Raw genomic sequence first — 15,757 nt, forward strand, 5'->3', positions numbered from 1 at the left:
ATGAAAGTTAATCAAGCGGAACTTGTTATAAGCGCCGTTAGTCAGCAACAATATCCAGAAGATCCTATGCCAGAGATCGCTCTAGCAGGACGTTCTAATGTGGGGAAGTCGTCATTCATTAATAAAATGATTCAACGAAAAGCATTAGCACGTACTTCTGGAAAGCCAGGGAAGACCCAAACGCTTAATTTCTATAGAATAAATGAAGCCTTCATGTTTGTGGACGTGCCTGGATATGGTTATGCAAAAGTGTCTAAAAAGGAAAAAGCGAAGTGGGGAAAAATGATGGAAGAATATTTTTCCACACGCGAACGCTTGCGTATGGCAATGTTAATTGTTGATATTCGCCATGACCCTTCAGAAGATGATCAACTGATGTATGACTTCTTGAAACACTATGAACTTCCTGTAACTGTAGTAGCAACGAAGTTAGACAAAATCAAAAAAGGTCAACGTGCCAAACAGCTTAAACGCATCATCGAGGTTCTTGAAATGGAAGAAGAAGATAAGCTTCTGCCATTCTCATCAGAAACGGGTGAAGGAAAAGATGAAGCATGGGGTATTATTAAGCCTTATCTAAAAAAATAATGTAATAAAGAAGTCCTCTACTATAAGTAGAGGACTTCTTTTGTATCTTTTATGTTCAACAAATCTTAATACGGAACACTCATTGATCTGGAAGGGACCGTTACCTCTGATGAGTGGTTGGGCTTGCTCGGGGACAACTCGCTTTCCTGCGGGGAGCTGGGAACCCTCCTCGTTCGCTTTCGCTCTCTGTGGGGTCTTCCCTAGTTTTAAAAGTGCAGGTGTGGTGCCTAGGACCGTACGGATAAGACAGCTTTTTGGAAAAGGCGATAAGCCTTTGGAAAAAAGATGACTTATCTCGCTAGGTCCTCCACGCCGAAACTAGATAGGCTCCGCCGCGGGAGTCTCGCAGTCCCCGAGCAAGCCCTGGCTTTAAAGAGGTGAACGGCCCGCGGCAGCACCAAGTAATCTAGGTACCTCCTTATATGAGGTGTTTCCATATTGCGACATATGGAAACAACACACATGTAGATTGAATTAGGCATCAAAAACACTCAAGCAGCCGAGTCGTTCCCCGGTCACCCTTCCCTAAAGTTTTACGAACGGCCTATATCTTAGGGAGGTCAAAGTTGCAGGATCCCCATATCGGCATGTTTCCGTACATCATATTAGGCAAAGGTGGTTCGGGAAATTGCGAGACTCCTGCGGCAGTAGGAGCCTAGGGGAGACCCCGGAAAGCGCGTAGCGATTGAGGAGGCTCCACAGCTCGCCGCGGAAAGCGAGTGATTTCCCGAACCACCTTACGCTCAATTAAAGCAAACGGAAACCATATCTCCTTATCGCTGGTCACCACGCCTGCACTTTTACTTGTATAACTTATTTCTTTTTAAACCATAATAAGTATAATCCAAAACCGACTAAGAGTAGGGGCCAGAACGTTTCGATGAAGTGCACGATGACGTTAATCCAGTAGAACCAGCCTGGTTTATTGGAAGCGAATATAACAAATAGAGATAGGGCAATAAGAATAATAGCAGGGAATATCCCTTTTCGTGTTTTTTGGAACCTTAACAAAAAGGATAATCCAATAATAAGAGGGAAGATCCCCCAATGGTCGATCCAGAAAGAGTAGTTACGTAGGCCGTGGAAGTGGATGCCCAATCCTAGAAGAACGCCACCTGAAAATAGGGTGTCATACTCCATTGCTATATAGCTATGTAAAAGTAGGGCAATTCCGATAATCATTAAGATTGTAGGCCAAGAATAAAATTGGGTGAGCAATGGGATTTGGAATTCTCTTAAAAGAAAGTAAAGGCCAATTCCGATTAATAAGAGGCCACTGAATGTATTTTGTCGTTTCACTATGGTTTACCTCCTCTAAAAACAGCCCTCATTCCTTGCTAATTGAGGGTCATTGTGTTACGGTACTAACGGTATTTATTTCAAATTGCGAATCAGTTTTATATAGATATATGGTATCATAACCTTTCAATAACTGTTCACATTTTTATGAATTGAGACTTTGGTTCTCGTGTTATAATAGAAGCAGTGAGTATAAAGATGGACGTAGATTTTTGTAGTTTTTTTGGGGGTGAAGGTGTGCATATTTTAGTTGCAGGTTTAAATTATAAAACGGCCCCTGTTGAAATACGTGAAAAAGTAACCTTCTCAGAAGACGAATTGGCTAAAGCCATGGAAGCGTTAAATCAACAGAAAAGCGTGTTAGAGAATGTGATCATTTCTACGTGTAATCGTACGGAAATTTACGCGGTAGTCGATCAACTTCATACAGGGCGTTATTACATCAAACAATTTCTATCACAGTGGTTCAACATTGATAAAGAGGAATTTTCACCATTCCTTTCTATTTATGAATCTGATGGAGCACTTGAGCACTTATATCGCGTGACTTGTGGACTTGATTCAATGGTTCTTGGTGAAACTCAAATACTTGGGCAAATGAAACAAGCGTTTTTACGTGCTCAAGAAGCGGGTACTACAGGTACAATCTTTAATCAATTGTTTAAACAAGCAGTTACTTTAGCGAAGCGTTCTCATAACGAGACAGAGATTGGAGAAAACGCGGTTTCCGTAAGTTATGCTGCTGTAGAACTGGCTAAGAAAATCTTTGGTGACTTAATGAATAAGCACGTTGTTATTCTAGGTGCAGGAAAAATGGGCGAGCTAGCTGCTAAGAACCTGCACGGATCCGGTGTGAAGCAAGTAACGGTGATGAACCGTACGTTTGAGAAAGCGGAGCAATTAGCAGCGCAGTTCCGTGGTCAAGCTAAACCAATTAATGAGCTAAGTAGTGTGTTGGAAAAGGCAGATATTCTAATCAGTTCAACGGGTGCGAACGATTACGTGCTAACGAAGCAGCATTTAGAATCGGCTCATAAAAAGCGTAAAGGGCTTCCTTTATTCCTTGTGGACATAGCTGTACCACGTGATTTGGACCCTGCTATCGATGAACTTGATAGTGTCTTCTTGTATGACATTGATGACCTACAGGGGATTGTTGATGCTAACTTAGAAGCTCGCAAGGAAGCGGCTGAAGCGATTGAAGTAATGATTGAAGGCGAGATTGTAGCTTTCAAAGAATGGTTGCAGACCCTTGGTGTTGTTCCTGTAATCTCAGCTCTTCGTCAGAAAGCTCTTACTATACAGGCAGATACCATGAAAAGTATCGAACGGAAAATGCCTGATTTAACAGAGCGAGAAAAGAAGGTTTTAAGTAAGCATACGAAAAGCATTATTAATCAGATGCTAAAGCAGCCGATCTTACAAGCAAAAGAATATTCGGCTCAGCCTAATGCTGATCAGAGCCTTGATATGTTTATGCAAATCTTTGGAATCGAAGAGGAAGTACAACAAGAAATACAAAAGCAAAATGAGAAAAACAGACAAGCCATCCTTGAATCTGATGGGAAATTTTCCTTTCAACCAGCATCGAATGTAGCTAATTCTTAGGAGAGGAATTTCCTTATGTTCGATCTTAAATGGTTATATGAACTGATCATTGTAATATATTGCCTGAGTTTAATCGGGTACTTTATAGATTTTATTCAAAATAACCGGAAGGCAAACCGCGCTGCCTTCTGGTTACTTTCTATGGTTTGGGTTTTACAAACCTTTTTTTTATTAGGACAAACTTTATTAGAATCTCATTTTCCGATTGTCACCATATATGATGGCCTCTATTTTTATGCATGGATTTTAGTAACTTTTTCTCTTATCCTAAATCGTCTCTTCCGAATAGATTTCTTTATATTCTTCACAAACGTATTAGGGTTCTTTATGATGATGCTTCACATTTTCACCCGTGCTCAGTATGACGCTACTGAAAAGGCGATGCGGTTGGTTAGTGAACTATTGGCTACACATATTACATTAGCCATAATTTCATATGGATTCTTCACATTTTCTTGTATATTTTCGTTTATGTATTTATTCCAATATCGTTTGTTAAAGGAAAAGAAGTGGAATAAAAGGTTGTTACGCTTAGGTGATTTGGGGAAATTGGATACGTTTTCTTATGTGGCTGTTATACTAGGGGTTCCGCTCCTTTTAATTGCAATTATTTTAGGGCTCGTATGGGGATATACCTCAGGAGATGAGTTTTACTGGTATGACTCCAAAACGTTAGGTTCGTTTGTTGTCTTACTCATTTACTTAATCTATTTATTCCTTCGTGTTGTTAAAGGCTACCAGGGGCGAACCATGGCCTTTTATAACACAGGAGCTTTTCTATTCTTATTAGTGAACTTCTTTTTATTTAGCTCTCTATCAAATTTTCACTTTTAAATGTTGTCAGGAGGAACTGTTATGCGCAAAATCGTAATCGGAAGCAGAAAGAGTCAATTGGCATTAACCCAAACGGATTGGGTGATTGAGAAACTGAAAGAAATCGCACCACAAAATGAGTATGAAGTGAAAAAGATTGTGACTAAAGGGGATCAAATCCTGGATGTAACACTTTCAAAAGTCGGTGGAAAAGGCTTGTTTGTGAAAGAAATCGAGCAAGCTATGTATGATAAAGAAATTGATATGGCTGTTCACAGTATGAAAGACATGCCGGCAGAAACGCCTGAGGGGTTAACGATTGGATGTATTCCTATTCGTGAAGACCACCGTGATGCGTACATCGCAAATGACAACGTAGCGTTTCGTGATCTTCCTGAAGGTGCTATCGTTGGTACAAGCAGTCTTCGCCGTGCTGCGCAAGTATTGGCAGCGAGACCTGACTTAAATATCAAATCAATACGTGGGAATATTGATACACGTCTACGTAAATTAAAAGAAGAAGATTTTGACGCGATCGTCCTTGCAACAGCTGGTCTTAAGCGCATGGGCTGGTCGGATGATGTCATCACAGAATATTTAGAACCAGAAGTTTGTGTTCCAGCTGTTGGGCAAGGCGCGTTAGCAATTGAGTGCCGCGAAGACGACCAGGAAATCCGTGATTTGATGAACGCGCTTAACCATGCGTATACACATCGTACGGTTATGGCAGAACGCACATTCTTAGATTTACTAAATGGTGGTTGCCAGGTTCCGATCGGAGGATATGCCTATCTAGAAGGAGACGATATTATCCTAACGGCTATGGTTGGTACTCCTGATGGCAAAACGATTCTTAAAGAAGAAGTTCGAGGCCAAGATCCATATGAAGTTGGACGTGAGGCGGCAGATAAGATAAAAGCTCGAGGTGGAGCTGAAATTATTGAAGCTGTGAGAGAGGAGCTCGACCAGTAATGTTTCCTTTAAAAGGGAGACGGATCTTAGTTACAAGATCTGCTGAGCAAGCTGCTTCTTTTACAAATTGTATTGAACAACAGAGCGGGATTTCGGTAGAAATTCCGCTTCTTTATTTTAAAAGCGTTCCGTCTTTAGAAAATATGGATATACTCAGGCGCCTAAACACCTTTAAGTGGATCATATTCACCAGTTCAAACGGTGTTCATTTTTTTATGGAATTATGTGAGCGTTACCAAATCCCTCTCTCAGTCATTAAAGAACGATCTATTGCTGCGGTTGGCCGAAAAACGGCTAATACATTAGCTTATTACAACGTAGAAACGAACTTTATGCCTGATACATACACAGGAGAAGCTTTAGGGGAAGCTTTTTTGAATGAACGAGACCACGGAGCAGTGTTAGTCGTACAAGGCAATCTCGCCAGGCAAAAAGTTGTAGAAACCATTCGACCTTATATGGACGTCGAAACAGCAATTATGTATGAAACGCGTGTAAATGTTAAAATAAAAGAGGTTTTTAATAGAGCATTACAAGAAAATCAATTAGATGCCTTAACCTTTACAAGTCCTTCTACTGTCAAAGCTTTTAAACAGCTTATAGAACCTTCATTGTTTGAACATATTCAATCCACACTTTGTATGTGTATTGGACCTACAACTGAAAAGGAAGCTGAGCAAGCTGGGTTTACACATAGAGTAATACCAGATCATCAAACAGTTGAGGGTATGTGTGAAGCGTTAGGAAGCTATTTTCGCGAGAAAGGAAATGATGATCAATGAGTGAATTGCAATTTAAACGTCATCGTCGCCTTCGTACAACAGAATCGATGAGATCTCTTGTGCGGGAGACCCATTTAAATAAAGAGGACTTAATTTTCCCGATATTTGTAGTAGAAGGGGAGAACATAAAGAATGAAGTTTCTTCAATGCCTGGAGTGTATCAAGTTTCATTAGATCAGCTAACCGCAGAAATGCAGGAGTTAGAAGACCTTGGTATTCGTTCTGTCATTCTATTTGGTGTGCCACATGAAAAAGATGAGAAAGGAACACAAGCCTACTGTGAAACGGGTATTGTTCAAAAAGCAATACGTCAAGTAAAGCAGGATGTTCCAAGCTTAACCGTTGTAGCGGATACATGTCTTTGCCAATACACGGACCATGGACACTGTGGTGTTGTTCGTGACGGAGAGATTGTAAACGATGAATCTCTAGAACTTCTTGTAGAAACAGCGGTTAGCCAGGCAAAAGCGGGCGCAGATATCATTGCACCATCTAATATGATGGATGGATTTGTTGCAGCGATTCGTCGCGGGTTAGATGAGGCAGGATTTGTGAATACCCCTGTTATGTCCTATGCTGTTAAATACGCTTCTTCTTTCTATGGACCATTCCGCGATGCGGCTCATAGTTCTCCGCAGTTTGGGGATCGACGTGCCTATCAAATGGACCCTGCCAATCGACTTGAAGCCATTCGTGAAGCACAATCTGATGTAGAAGAAGGGGCAGACTTTCTTATCGTGAAGCCAGCATTGGCGTACTTGGATATTATGAGAGAAATGAAAGATCGATACCCTCTTCCAATTGTCGCCTATAATGTGAGTGGTGAGTATTCGATGATTAAAGCAGCTGCACAAAATGGTTGGGTTAATGAAAGAGAAATTGTACTAGAGAAACTAACATCCATGAAGCGAGCTGGAGCAGATTTAATTATTACGTATTTTGCTAAAGATGTAGCTCGTTACTTATCTGAGTAATAAATCGAAAAAGGAGTGTTCGTCGTGCGTGAGATGAATCAATCAAAGGAAGCTTATCAGAAAGCAGTTGAGTATATGCCAGGTGGAGTCAACTCTCCTGTGCGTGCTTCTAAGTCAGTAGGAATGGACCCAATCTTTATGGAAAAGGGGAAGGGCTCTAAAATTTATGATATCGATGGCAATGAGTATATCGATTATGTTCTTAGTTACGGACCATTAATTTTAGGTCATGCCGATGATCAGGTGGTTTCCCGTTTGAAGGAGATCACAGAACTTGGGACGAGCTTCGGTGCTCCTACAAAGTTAGAAAATGACTTGGCTGAACTTGTGATCGATCGTGTGCCGTCCATTGAAATGGTGCGTATGGTGAACTCTGGTACAGAAGCTACTATGAGTGCGCTTCGTCTGGCCCGAGGATATACAGGTAAGAATAAGATTCTTAAGTTCGAAGGTAACTACCATGGTCATGGAGACTCCTTACTTATTAAAGCTGGTTCTGGTGTTGCTACTCTAGGCTTACCTGACTCACCTGGTGTGCCAGAAGGAATTGCTATGAATACCATTACAGTTCCTTATAATGATGTAGAAAGCCTTCGATATGCGTTTAATGAATATGGTGACGACATTGCGGGTGTAATTGTAGAACCTGTATCTGGAAACATGGGTGTCGTTCCACCTAATGACGGATTCCTATCAGAACTAAGAACGATAACGGAAGAGCATGGGTCGTTGCTTATTTTTGATGAAGTAATGACAGGTTTCCGTGTGGATTACAACTGTGCTCAAGGCTACTATGGAGTTACGCCTGACTTAACGTGCTTAGGTAAAGTCATTGGCGGAGGTCTTCCGGTTGGCGCGTATGGTGGTAAGAAAGAGATCATGGAGATGATTGCTCCAACTGGTCCGATCTATCAAGCAGGAACTTTATCAGGTAATCCACTTGCAATGGCGGCAGGTTATGAAACGTTGAATGCACTAACAGAAACCTCGTACCAGGAAATCAATAAAAAAGTTGATCGCTTAGTAGAAGGATTCACAGAAGCAGCTGAAGAAAACAATATTCCTCTAACGGTGAATCGTGCTGGATCTATGGTTGCTTTCTTCTTCAACGAAGGCGATGTGACAAACTACGACACAGCGAAAAAGTCTAACACAGATCGTTTTGCGCAGTACTACCGTGCTATGATTGAAGAAGGCATCTATTTACCACCTTCTCAATTTGAAGGAATGTTCTTATCTACCAAGCATACAGATGAAGACATTGAAAAAACAATTGAAGCGACTAAGAAAGCTTTTGCTTCTATACAGGCATAAAACGAACCCCCTCATCATGTACTAAGATGAGGGGGTTTTTCTATAGACTTACGTTTAGGCATAATTGTTTCTTCCCTCTCATATATCTAGAATGACATAGGCGCTCGTAAGGTCTTGCGTGTACATTGAAGGGAGGAGAAACGCTTGACATATGAAGAACAGAATGTGTTTAGCTTTCATTTAAATGAATCACTTTGGTTTAAAAGAGGACAGGAAGTTGAAGAGTTTATGGGCATCTCTCTTGAGCCGGATATTTCCATTCAGGAATACGTTGATTCTGTATCTATACGAGGTGTAATTGAGCTTGGAGGGGAGTATTTCCGATCTTCTGAGGATGTGGATGAAGAAGAGGATCAGATTCTATCTTTACGAGATCACGCTTCGAAGCGGACGATTGAAAATGTAGACCTTCATGATGATGGTGTAAGTGAGTTCTATCACCGTTTTCCAGTCGAGATTTCAATTCCAAAAAGTCGTATTCAATCAATGGATGATGTGACAGTCAGTATCGATTCCTTCGACTATGAGCTCCCGGAGAAAGGGCAATTAAAGTTAAATGCAACTGTCGCGATTCATGGAGTGAGTGAAGAAACTAGGGGAGAAGAATTAGCGGAAGCTCCTTCACCTGAAGAGGTAGAGCCAGAACCGTTTAATTTTGATGTGACGTATCAAGAAGAGCATCAAGAGGATCATCAAGAAGTCATGGAAGCGGTAGAAGATAGACCCGCAGAGGATATAGAAGACATCGTCGCTGAAGTGGAAGAAGAACAAGATGAAGGAGAGCTTGTAGAACAAGAGGGGGGACGCTGGAAATACAAGCAATCCCAGACATTCTCTGAGTTTTTCGGAAAAGTTGAAGAACAATCTCAGGATGAGGAATCTGAGTCTGAGGAAGGCATGGACGGCTTCGAGTTTGAAGAATCATCAGAAGAGTCGTCAGAAGAAAGTCGTGATGAAGAAGATGCGCCTCAGGACGCTCGCTATTTAACGTCAATGTTTGAGCGACATGATGAATCTTACGCAAAGATGAGGATGTGCATTGTTCAGGAAGATGATACGTTAGGGTCTATTGCTCATAAGTATAAAATTCCACCCACTCACCTCAGTCGAGTAAATAATTTAGGTGATGAAGATGTGAGTGCAGGGCAAATCCTTTATATACCTGCAAAAGCATAACATGCTCCACATATCCTGCAACGGCTTACGTTGCAGGATTTTATGTAGGGAAGTGATTTAATGGATTCAAGGAAACTAATAAAGAGGGGGAGTGAATACATTGGAACAAGAGGTGGTGGATGTATTAGCTTCATACAAGCTATCTGCCTACGAGGTCGAAGTACAATCTGATAAAGTATATAAGGCTTACACCCCTGTAGGGCCTGTGGCGGTGAAGCGTTCTAGTTTAGATAGACAAACGATTCAAGATTGGATTGAAGTTTATAGGAAAATAGAAAACTATCGATTTCAGCATGTAGTTCCATTATATATGACTTCTGAAAGGGAGCTTTTTGTAGAGCATCAAGGAGCAATCTACTATGTGATGCCTTGGATCGAGACGCCTAATCGTGACACGCCTCCTTATCCATTTGAACAATTGTATAGAACGATTGGGCAGATGCACAAACGCTCGCTCCACACCAAAGTTGTGAAGCGGGAAGATTACGAAGAGCTGATGAACAATCGGAAGACACAATTGCAAAACTACAGGGATGTATTAGCTAAATGGGTGACTACGTTTGAACAACGCCATTATATGTCTCCTGTTGAATTACAAATTTGCACCCACTACCGTGATCTTGATAAGGTTTGTGAAATTGGAATGGAGTGGTGTGATCGCTTCTTAGATGAACTAGAAGAGGATAAACAAATTCGTACCGCTCTTATTCATGGGAACGTTAAACCCACACATTTCGTTTACGATGATTCAACTCCGTATCTATTAAATTGGGAGCGAGCCAAAACTTATTACCCTGTTTATGACATCACGACGTATTTTTATCATGTCTTACGTTATCATGATGCTCCGGTTGATCAACTGATATCAACTTTCTCATACTATGAAGAGCAACTCCCTTTACTAAATAGTGAAAGGTGTTTACTTGCTTTATTTCTTTTAAATCCAGAACCGTATATTCACCAAGTTGAAGCTTATGTAAATGGCGCCCAGGCGAGCGGGCAACCTTTTCTAGTTCAAAAGTTAGAACGGTCTTATTATGTTTTGCGACATGCATTGGATGTTCAGGAACAAATTGAACAAGCAAGGGTGTACCAAGAACAACAAGCAGAGAATAGTTAAATCCATTCTAGATGGAATGCAAAGTATAGACCAATTAAGATGCCGAGTATAAAAACATCGAACGTAGTGGGAAACAGGAGTGTTCGAACGAGCTGAAAACAAGCGATCGGCAATACACAACGCTCAATGACAATTAACCATTGGCGACACCAGGGTGGCAACTTGTAACGATAAAAACGTGCCACAGGGCATAACCTCCTTTATTGCTTTTTATTAGTATATGTCCCTACAGGCTGTCAGTGTGACTGAAAAACTTGCTTAAATAGGTTGACTTAACAGAGGGAATGTGGATAAAATACAAGTACAAGAAAATCGATAAATGCCGTGAAGGGGAAGAGTATGAAACGCAAGCCTATCAGAGAGGGAATCATTCGCTGTGAGATTTCCAGGTTCTTGCGCTCAGAAGGTCGCCCCAGATGCTGTCTCTTTGAAACCGATAGTAGAAGAGGCCGGAGAATACTCCGTTATGTAAGGAAAGTGTGCAGATGACAGGAGTCGTCTGTAAAATAAAGGTGGTACCGCGAATCCATTTCGTCCTTTTCTAAGGATGAAATGGATTTTTTTGTTTTCATTCCCTTTCCGGTATAGGCGATAAAGGAGGAACTCGTATGGAGAATCATGAAGTATCTCTTCCAACGAAATATGACCCGAATGCGATTGAGAAAGGTCGCTATGATTATTGGGTAGATGGCAAATTTTTTGAAGCAAAAGATGACAAAACTAAAGAACCGTTCACGGTCGTAATCCCGCCACCAAACGTAACGGGTAAATTACACCTTGGTCATGCATGGGATACAACTTTACAAGACATCATCACACGTGTGAAGCGTATGCAAGGCTATGATGTATTATGGCTTCCGGGTATGGACCATGCTGGTATTGCAACTCAAGCGAAAGTAGAAGCGAAGCTAAAAGAACAAGGTACCTCTCGCTATGACCTGGGCCGCGAACAATTCCTTGAGAAATCATGGGAATGGAAAGAAGAATATGCGACCTTTATTCGTAAGCAATGGGAGAAGCTTGGTTTAGGCTTAGATTATTCTCGTGAGCGCTTCACATTAGACAACGGTCTATCAGATGCAGTTCGAGAAGTGTTCGTAACCCTTTATGAGAAGGACTATATTTACCGTGGCGAATACATTATTAACTGGGATCCGACCACGAAAACAGCTCTATCTGATATTGAAGTAATCTATCATGATGTTCAGGGACACTTCTACCATATGAAATATCCGTTAGCGGACGGATCAGGCCATATCGAAATTGCTACAACGCGTCCTGAAACGATGCTTGGAGATACAGCTGTTGCTGTTCACCCTGAAGATGATCGTTATAAGCACCTGATTGGGAAGAAAGTTACCCTTCCAATCGTTGGTCGCGAAATTGAAATCGTAGGCGATGACTATGTTGATATGGAATTTGGAAGCGGTGCTGTTAAGATCACGCCTGCTCATGATCCAAATGACTTTGAAATCGGAAATCGTCATGATTTAGAGCGTATTCTAGTTATGAACGAAGATGGAACGATGAACGAGAACGCCGGCAAGTATCAAGGTATGGATCGTTTCGAGTGCCGCAAGCAACTTGTTAAGGATCTGCAAGAAGAAGGGATCTTATTCGAGATTGAAGAGCACATGCATTCTGTTGGACACTCAGAGCGCAGTGGCGCTGTAGTAGAACCATATCTTTCTACACAATGGTTCGTGAATATGGAGCCTTTAGCAGAAGAAGCCATCAAGCTTCAAGAAGGAAACGACAAAGTTAATTTCGTTCCAGATCGTTTTGAGAAAACGTACTTGAACTGGATGGAAAACATTCGTGACTGGTGTATTTCACGTCAGCTATGGTGGGGCCACCGTATTCCGGCCTGGTATCACAAAGAAACAGGTGAACTGTACGTAGGTCGTGAAGAGCCAGAAGATATTGAGAATTGGGAACAAGATAACGATGTATTAGATACATGGTTCTCCTCTGCGCTATGGCCATTCTCTACGATGGGCTGGCCAGATGAGGCTAATGAAGACTATAAACGTTATTTCCCTACCGACGTTCTCGTTACGGGGTATGACATTATCTTCTTCTGGGTATCTCGTATGATCTTCCAATCCATTGAGTTCACAGAACGTCGTCCATTTAAAGACGTACTGATTCATGGTCTTGTTCGTGATGCTGAAGGACGTAAGATGAGTAAGTCTCTTGGGAATGGTGTCGATCCAATGGATGTAATTGATAAATACGGTGCTGATTCTCTGCGTTACTTCTTAGCAACAGGCTCAACACCAGGTCAGGACCTACGCTTCCAATGGGAAAAAGTAGAGTCTACTTGGAACTTTGCAAATAAGATATGGAACGCATCTCGTTTCGCCCTTATGAATATGGACGGAATCACATATGAAGAAATCGACTTAACTGGTGAAAAATCAGTAGCGGATCACTGGATTCTAACTCGTTTAAACGAAACGGTTGAACAAGTAACGCGTAACGTTGATAAGTATGAATTCGGTGAAGCCGGGCGTCACCTATACAACTTTATTTGGGATGACTTCTGTGATTGGTACATTGAAATGGCGAAACTTCCTCTATATGGTGAGGACGAAGCTAAGAAGAAGACAACTCGTTCGATTCTTGCTTATGTGTTGGATAACACAATGCGCATGCTTCATCCATTCATGCCGTTCATCACAGAGGAAATCTGGCAGGCACTTCCGACGAAAGGTGAATCCATTACGGTAGCGAGCTGGCCAGAAGTACGTAAAGACCTTCACCATGAAGAAGCGTCTGAACAAATGAAGCAGCTTGTAGCGATCATCCGTTCTGTTCGTAATATCCGTGCAGAAGTAGACACACCGATGTCGAAACAAATCCAGTTGATGATTAAGGCAAACACAGATGAAATAGCGGAACAGCTAGAAGCAAATCGTCATTATTTAGATCGCTTCTGTAACCCTAGTGAGCTTATAATTGATGCAAATCTAGCAGCTCCTGACAAGGCAATGTCTGCTGTTATTACTGGTGCTGAACTTTATCTGCCATTAGAAGGCTTGATTGATATCGAGGAAGAAATTGCTCGCCTCCAAAAAGAACGCGAGAAATGGGATTCTGAGGTACAGCTTGTACAGAAGAAACTCTCTAACGATAAATTTGTAAACAAAGCTCCAGAACATATTGTTCAAGCTGAGCGCGATAAAGAGCAGGACTATATCGACAAACGTGATAAAGTTGACGCTCGTATCAAAGAGCTCAAGTCCTAATAAGAAAACTCCGTCTAGTAACGAACTAGTCGGAGTTTTTTAATTCGGTGTAGATATGATTCATATAGTTCTCTACGATATTGATGGAGCTTTTTGCGCTAAGCGTTCGGCTACCAACCACATCTTCTATTTCATTTAAGAGTAAGTTTCCCTCCTCATCAAATAAGAAGTCAATTCCCACCATTCCAAATGAGAAAAGGCTAATGATGCGCTCTATGTGAGCCGTTTCCTTTGGTGATAAAGGGTATAGTCTGGCGGAGCCTCCGAGAGTATAATTTGCTTTAAAGTTAGATGAGCTCTCTCTTAGTATGGCAGCTACAATTTCTTGTCCCACTACAAACACCCGTAAATCCTTCCCAAGAATAGGGGCTGGTTGTTGGAGGATGAGATCTTGGTCTTTCAACGTCGGAGCAAGTTCTGAAGCCTCCTCTACAGAATCAATCCAGTGAACATCTTTTCCTCCTCTTGAATCAACCTTTTTTATGATATAAGGGTAGGGGAGTGGAGCTTCTGTTGGATTGAAATCAACGCCCTTTAGAAAAAAGGTTTCCATCATCGGTATATCGTGGGGGGCAAGGTATTGATGTGTTTTCCATTTGTTGTTACATATTTCACTTACATGGGAAGAATTGAACGTCTTCACTCCTAGCTCTTCGAAATGAAGCGTAAGCATAGAATCAATAGTCCGTATAATAGCGAATGAAGGTAAAGAAGCTTCCTCGCCTTGTAAGAGTACAACAGGACGGCTATTTCGAATGCCTATGGTGATCTTTTCTTTTGGTACAAAGGTAAGTTGTAGCCCCTTCTGTGCGGCTTCTTCAATCATCCATTTGATAAAGGCCTGATTTCGGTCCGCATCTTGATCGGAATAGATGAGCCATCCGTTCATGTATCTTTCTCTCCTTCCTTACCTTGCTGTTCAATCACATACTCGATCATCTTCTCAGCCACATTAATACCTGTGCATTCATAAATATTTCGAATTTGTGCATTGCCATTTACTTCGCAAATAACCGGCTGTTCGTCTTCATCATAAAGAAGGTCTACACCACAAAAGGCTGTCCCGATCGCTTTACTTGCTCTAACAGCGAGTTCTTCTTCTTCAACAGAAGGGGAATAGGGCTCCATTTTCCCACCAGTTGTTACGTTAGCTCTAAAGTCATCTTCAGAATACCGGAGCATTGAAGCAACGACCTGATCACCAACTACATTGAGACGCACATCACGGCCATAACTAGCTGAGATAAACTGCTGAAGCAGGAAAGGACGATTGTGGATGGATTTTAGTGTTTTCATCATTTCTTCTTTCGTATGTACAAGATAGACTTGCTCACCAAAGGAACCATACGCTTCTTTAATAATAAGGGGATAGCCTAGTTTTTCTCCTTCCTTCTGAAGATGGGTTAGATGTAAATCGTCTGTTTTTATGAAAATCTTAGGGCCCAGAATCGTCTTCGGTATAGGAAGTTGGTTTTGAGCTAGGCGTTGATACATAATACCCTTGTGATCACATGCCTCAATTGAATCAGCTGAATTGTACACCGGAATCCCCATTGACTCTAGCTGGCGTGCAAGCAAGATATCCTTGTCGCCAAATAGGACAAAATCAGGGTGCTCTGTTGTATCAGTTCCAGCAATACTCATACCTTCACCAGACATGGTGCTTAAAAGTTCATGATTGGGATAAATGGTCATCGAGATTCCTTTTTGATGCGCAGCTTCTTGGATAAGTTTAGCGTAATCAAGAAACTTAGGGCTTTTCAGATGCCCGTTATAAACGATCCATCCATGCATAGGATCACTCCTTTATTAGATGAGTTATGTTGGTTTTCGATTATGAATTGTTCTACATAAGCCTCC

General features: G+C 41.5%; 14 protein-coding genes and 1 other annotated feature. Of the genes, 10 read left to right on the forward strand and 4 right to left on the reverse strand.

What is annotated here, in order from left to right; translation table 11 throughout:
• Positions 1–588, forward strand: coding sequence for a ribosome biogenesis GTP-binding protein YihA/YsxC (gene yihA / locus IEW76_RS04225; RefSeq protein ID WP_188651229.1), 588 nt, complete (start codon positions 1–3; stop codon positions 586–588).
• An 813-nt stretch (positions 589–1,401) separates the two neighbouring features.
• On the opposite strand, the gene IEW76_RS04230 is transcribed toward yihA, so the two are convergent.
• Complete coding sequence (locus tag IEW76_RS04230; RefSeq protein ID WP_188651232.1) at positions 1,402–1,887, reverse strand: LiaI-LiaF-like domain-containing protein; 486 nt, start codon at positions 1,885–1,887, stop codon at positions 1,402–1,404.
• 237 nt (positions 1,888–2,124) lie between these two features.
• Here IEW76_RS04230 and hemA point away from each other — a divergent pair, with 237 nt between their 5' ends.
• The 8 genes from hemA (at position 2,125) to IEW76_RS04270 (ending at position 10,646) form a co-directional block, all read left to right on the forward strand.
• Positions 2,125–3,495 carry a glutamyl-tRNA reductase gene (gene hemA / locus IEW76_RS04235; RefSeq protein ID WP_188651234.1) on the forward strand — a complete coding sequence of 457 codons (1,371 nt, stop codon included), beginning with the start codon at positions 2,125–2,127 and terminating at the stop codon, positions 3,493–3,495.
• Positions 3,496–3,510: 15 nt separating this feature from the next.
• Positions 3,511–4,329, forward strand: a complete 819-nt coding sequence (ccsA, locus tag IEW76_RS04240) for a cytochrome c biogenesis protein (RefSeq protein ID WP_188651236.1) — start codon at positions 3,511–3,513, stop codon at positions 4,327–4,329.
• A gap of 21 nt (positions 4,330–4,350) precedes the next feature.
• Complete coding sequence (gene hemC / locus IEW76_RS04245; protein WP_188651238.1) at positions 4,351–5,280, forward strand: hydroxymethylbilane synthase; 930 nt, start codon at positions 4,351–4,353, stop codon at positions 5,278–5,280.
• Positions 5,280–6,062, forward strand: coding sequence for a uroporphyrinogen-III synthase (locus IEW76_RS04250; protein ID WP_188651240.1), 783 nt, complete (start codon positions 5,280–5,282; stop codon positions 6,060–6,062). Before hemC ends, IEW76_RS04250 begins: the two co-directional genes overlap by 1 nt.
• Complete coding sequence (hemB, locus tag IEW76_RS04255; RefSeq protein WP_188651242.1) at positions 6,059–7,036, forward strand: porphobilinogen synthase; 978 nt, start codon at positions 6,059–6,061, stop codon at positions 7,034–7,036. Before IEW76_RS04250 ends, hemB begins: the two co-directional genes overlap by 4 nt.
• A gap of 33 nt (positions 7,037–7,069) precedes the next feature.
• On the forward strand, positions 7,070–8,350 hold the full coding sequence (gene hemL, locus IEW76_RS04260; RefSeq protein ID WP_188651687.1) for a glutamate-1-semialdehyde 2,1-aminomutase: 1,281 nt from the start codon (positions 7,070–7,072) through the stop codon (positions 8,348–8,350).
• A gap of 144 nt (positions 8,351–8,494) precedes the next feature.
• A complete protein-coding gene (spoVID, locus tag IEW76_RS04265; RefSeq protein ID WP_188651244.1) occupies positions 8,495–9,526 on the forward strand; it encodes a stage VI sporulation protein D in 1,032 nt (343 codons plus the stop codon).
• Between the two features lie 100 nt (positions 9,527–9,626).
• The gene (locus tag IEW76_RS04270; RefSeq protein ID WP_188651246.1) at positions 9,627–10,646 is read left to right on the forward strand and encodes a phosphotransferase; all 1,020 of its coding nucleotides are present in this window, start codon (positions 9,627–9,629) and stop codon (positions 10,644–10,646) included.
• Here IEW76_RS04270 and IEW76_RS04275 read toward each other — a convergent pair.
• A complete protein-coding gene (locus IEW76_RS04275; protein ID WP_188651248.1) occupies positions 10,643–10,831 on the reverse strand; it encodes a YszA family small membrane protein in 189 nt (62 codons plus the stop codon). The genes IEW76_RS04270 and IEW76_RS04275 overlap by 4 nt on opposite strands.
• 130 nt (positions 10,832–10,961) lie before the next feature.
• Positions 10,962–11,188 (forward strand) — a binding site (T-box leader).
• A gap of 66 nt (positions 11,189–11,254) precedes the next feature.
• Between IEW76_RS04275 and IEW76_RS04280 the strand changes: the two genes are divergently transcribed.
• Positions 11,255–13,897: a valine--tRNA ligase gene (locus IEW76_RS04280; RefSeq protein WP_188651250.1), complete on the forward strand. Its 2,643-nt coding sequence runs from the start codon at positions 11,255–11,257 to the stop codon at positions 13,895–13,897.
• 25 nt (positions 13,898–13,922) lie between these two features.
• Here the strand turns inward: IEW76_RS04280 and IEW76_RS04285 are convergent, their stop codons facing one another.
• Both IEW76_RS04285 and IEW76_RS04290 read right to left on the reverse strand, forming a co-directional pair.
• The gene (locus IEW76_RS04285) at positions 13,923–14,786 is read right to left on the reverse strand and encodes an ATP-grasp domain-containing protein (protein ID WP_188651252.1); all 864 of its coding nucleotides are present in this window, start codon (positions 14,784–14,786) and stop codon (positions 13,923–13,925) included.
• Positions 14,783–15,691 (reverse strand): ATP-grasp domain-containing protein, encoded by a 909-nt coding sequence (locus IEW76_RS04290; RefSeq protein ID WP_188651254.1) that lies wholly within the window; start codon positions 15,689–15,691, stop codon positions 14,783–14,785. The genes IEW76_RS04285 and IEW76_RS04290 overlap by 4 nt, the downstream gene beginning before the upstream one ends.
• Positions 15,692–15,757 lie beyond the last annotated feature (66 nt).

This window comes from Pontibacillus salipaludis, assembly GCF_014642405.1.
Lineage (GTDB): Bacteria > Bacillota > Bacilli > Bacillales > BH030062 > Pontibacillus > Pontibacillus salipaludis.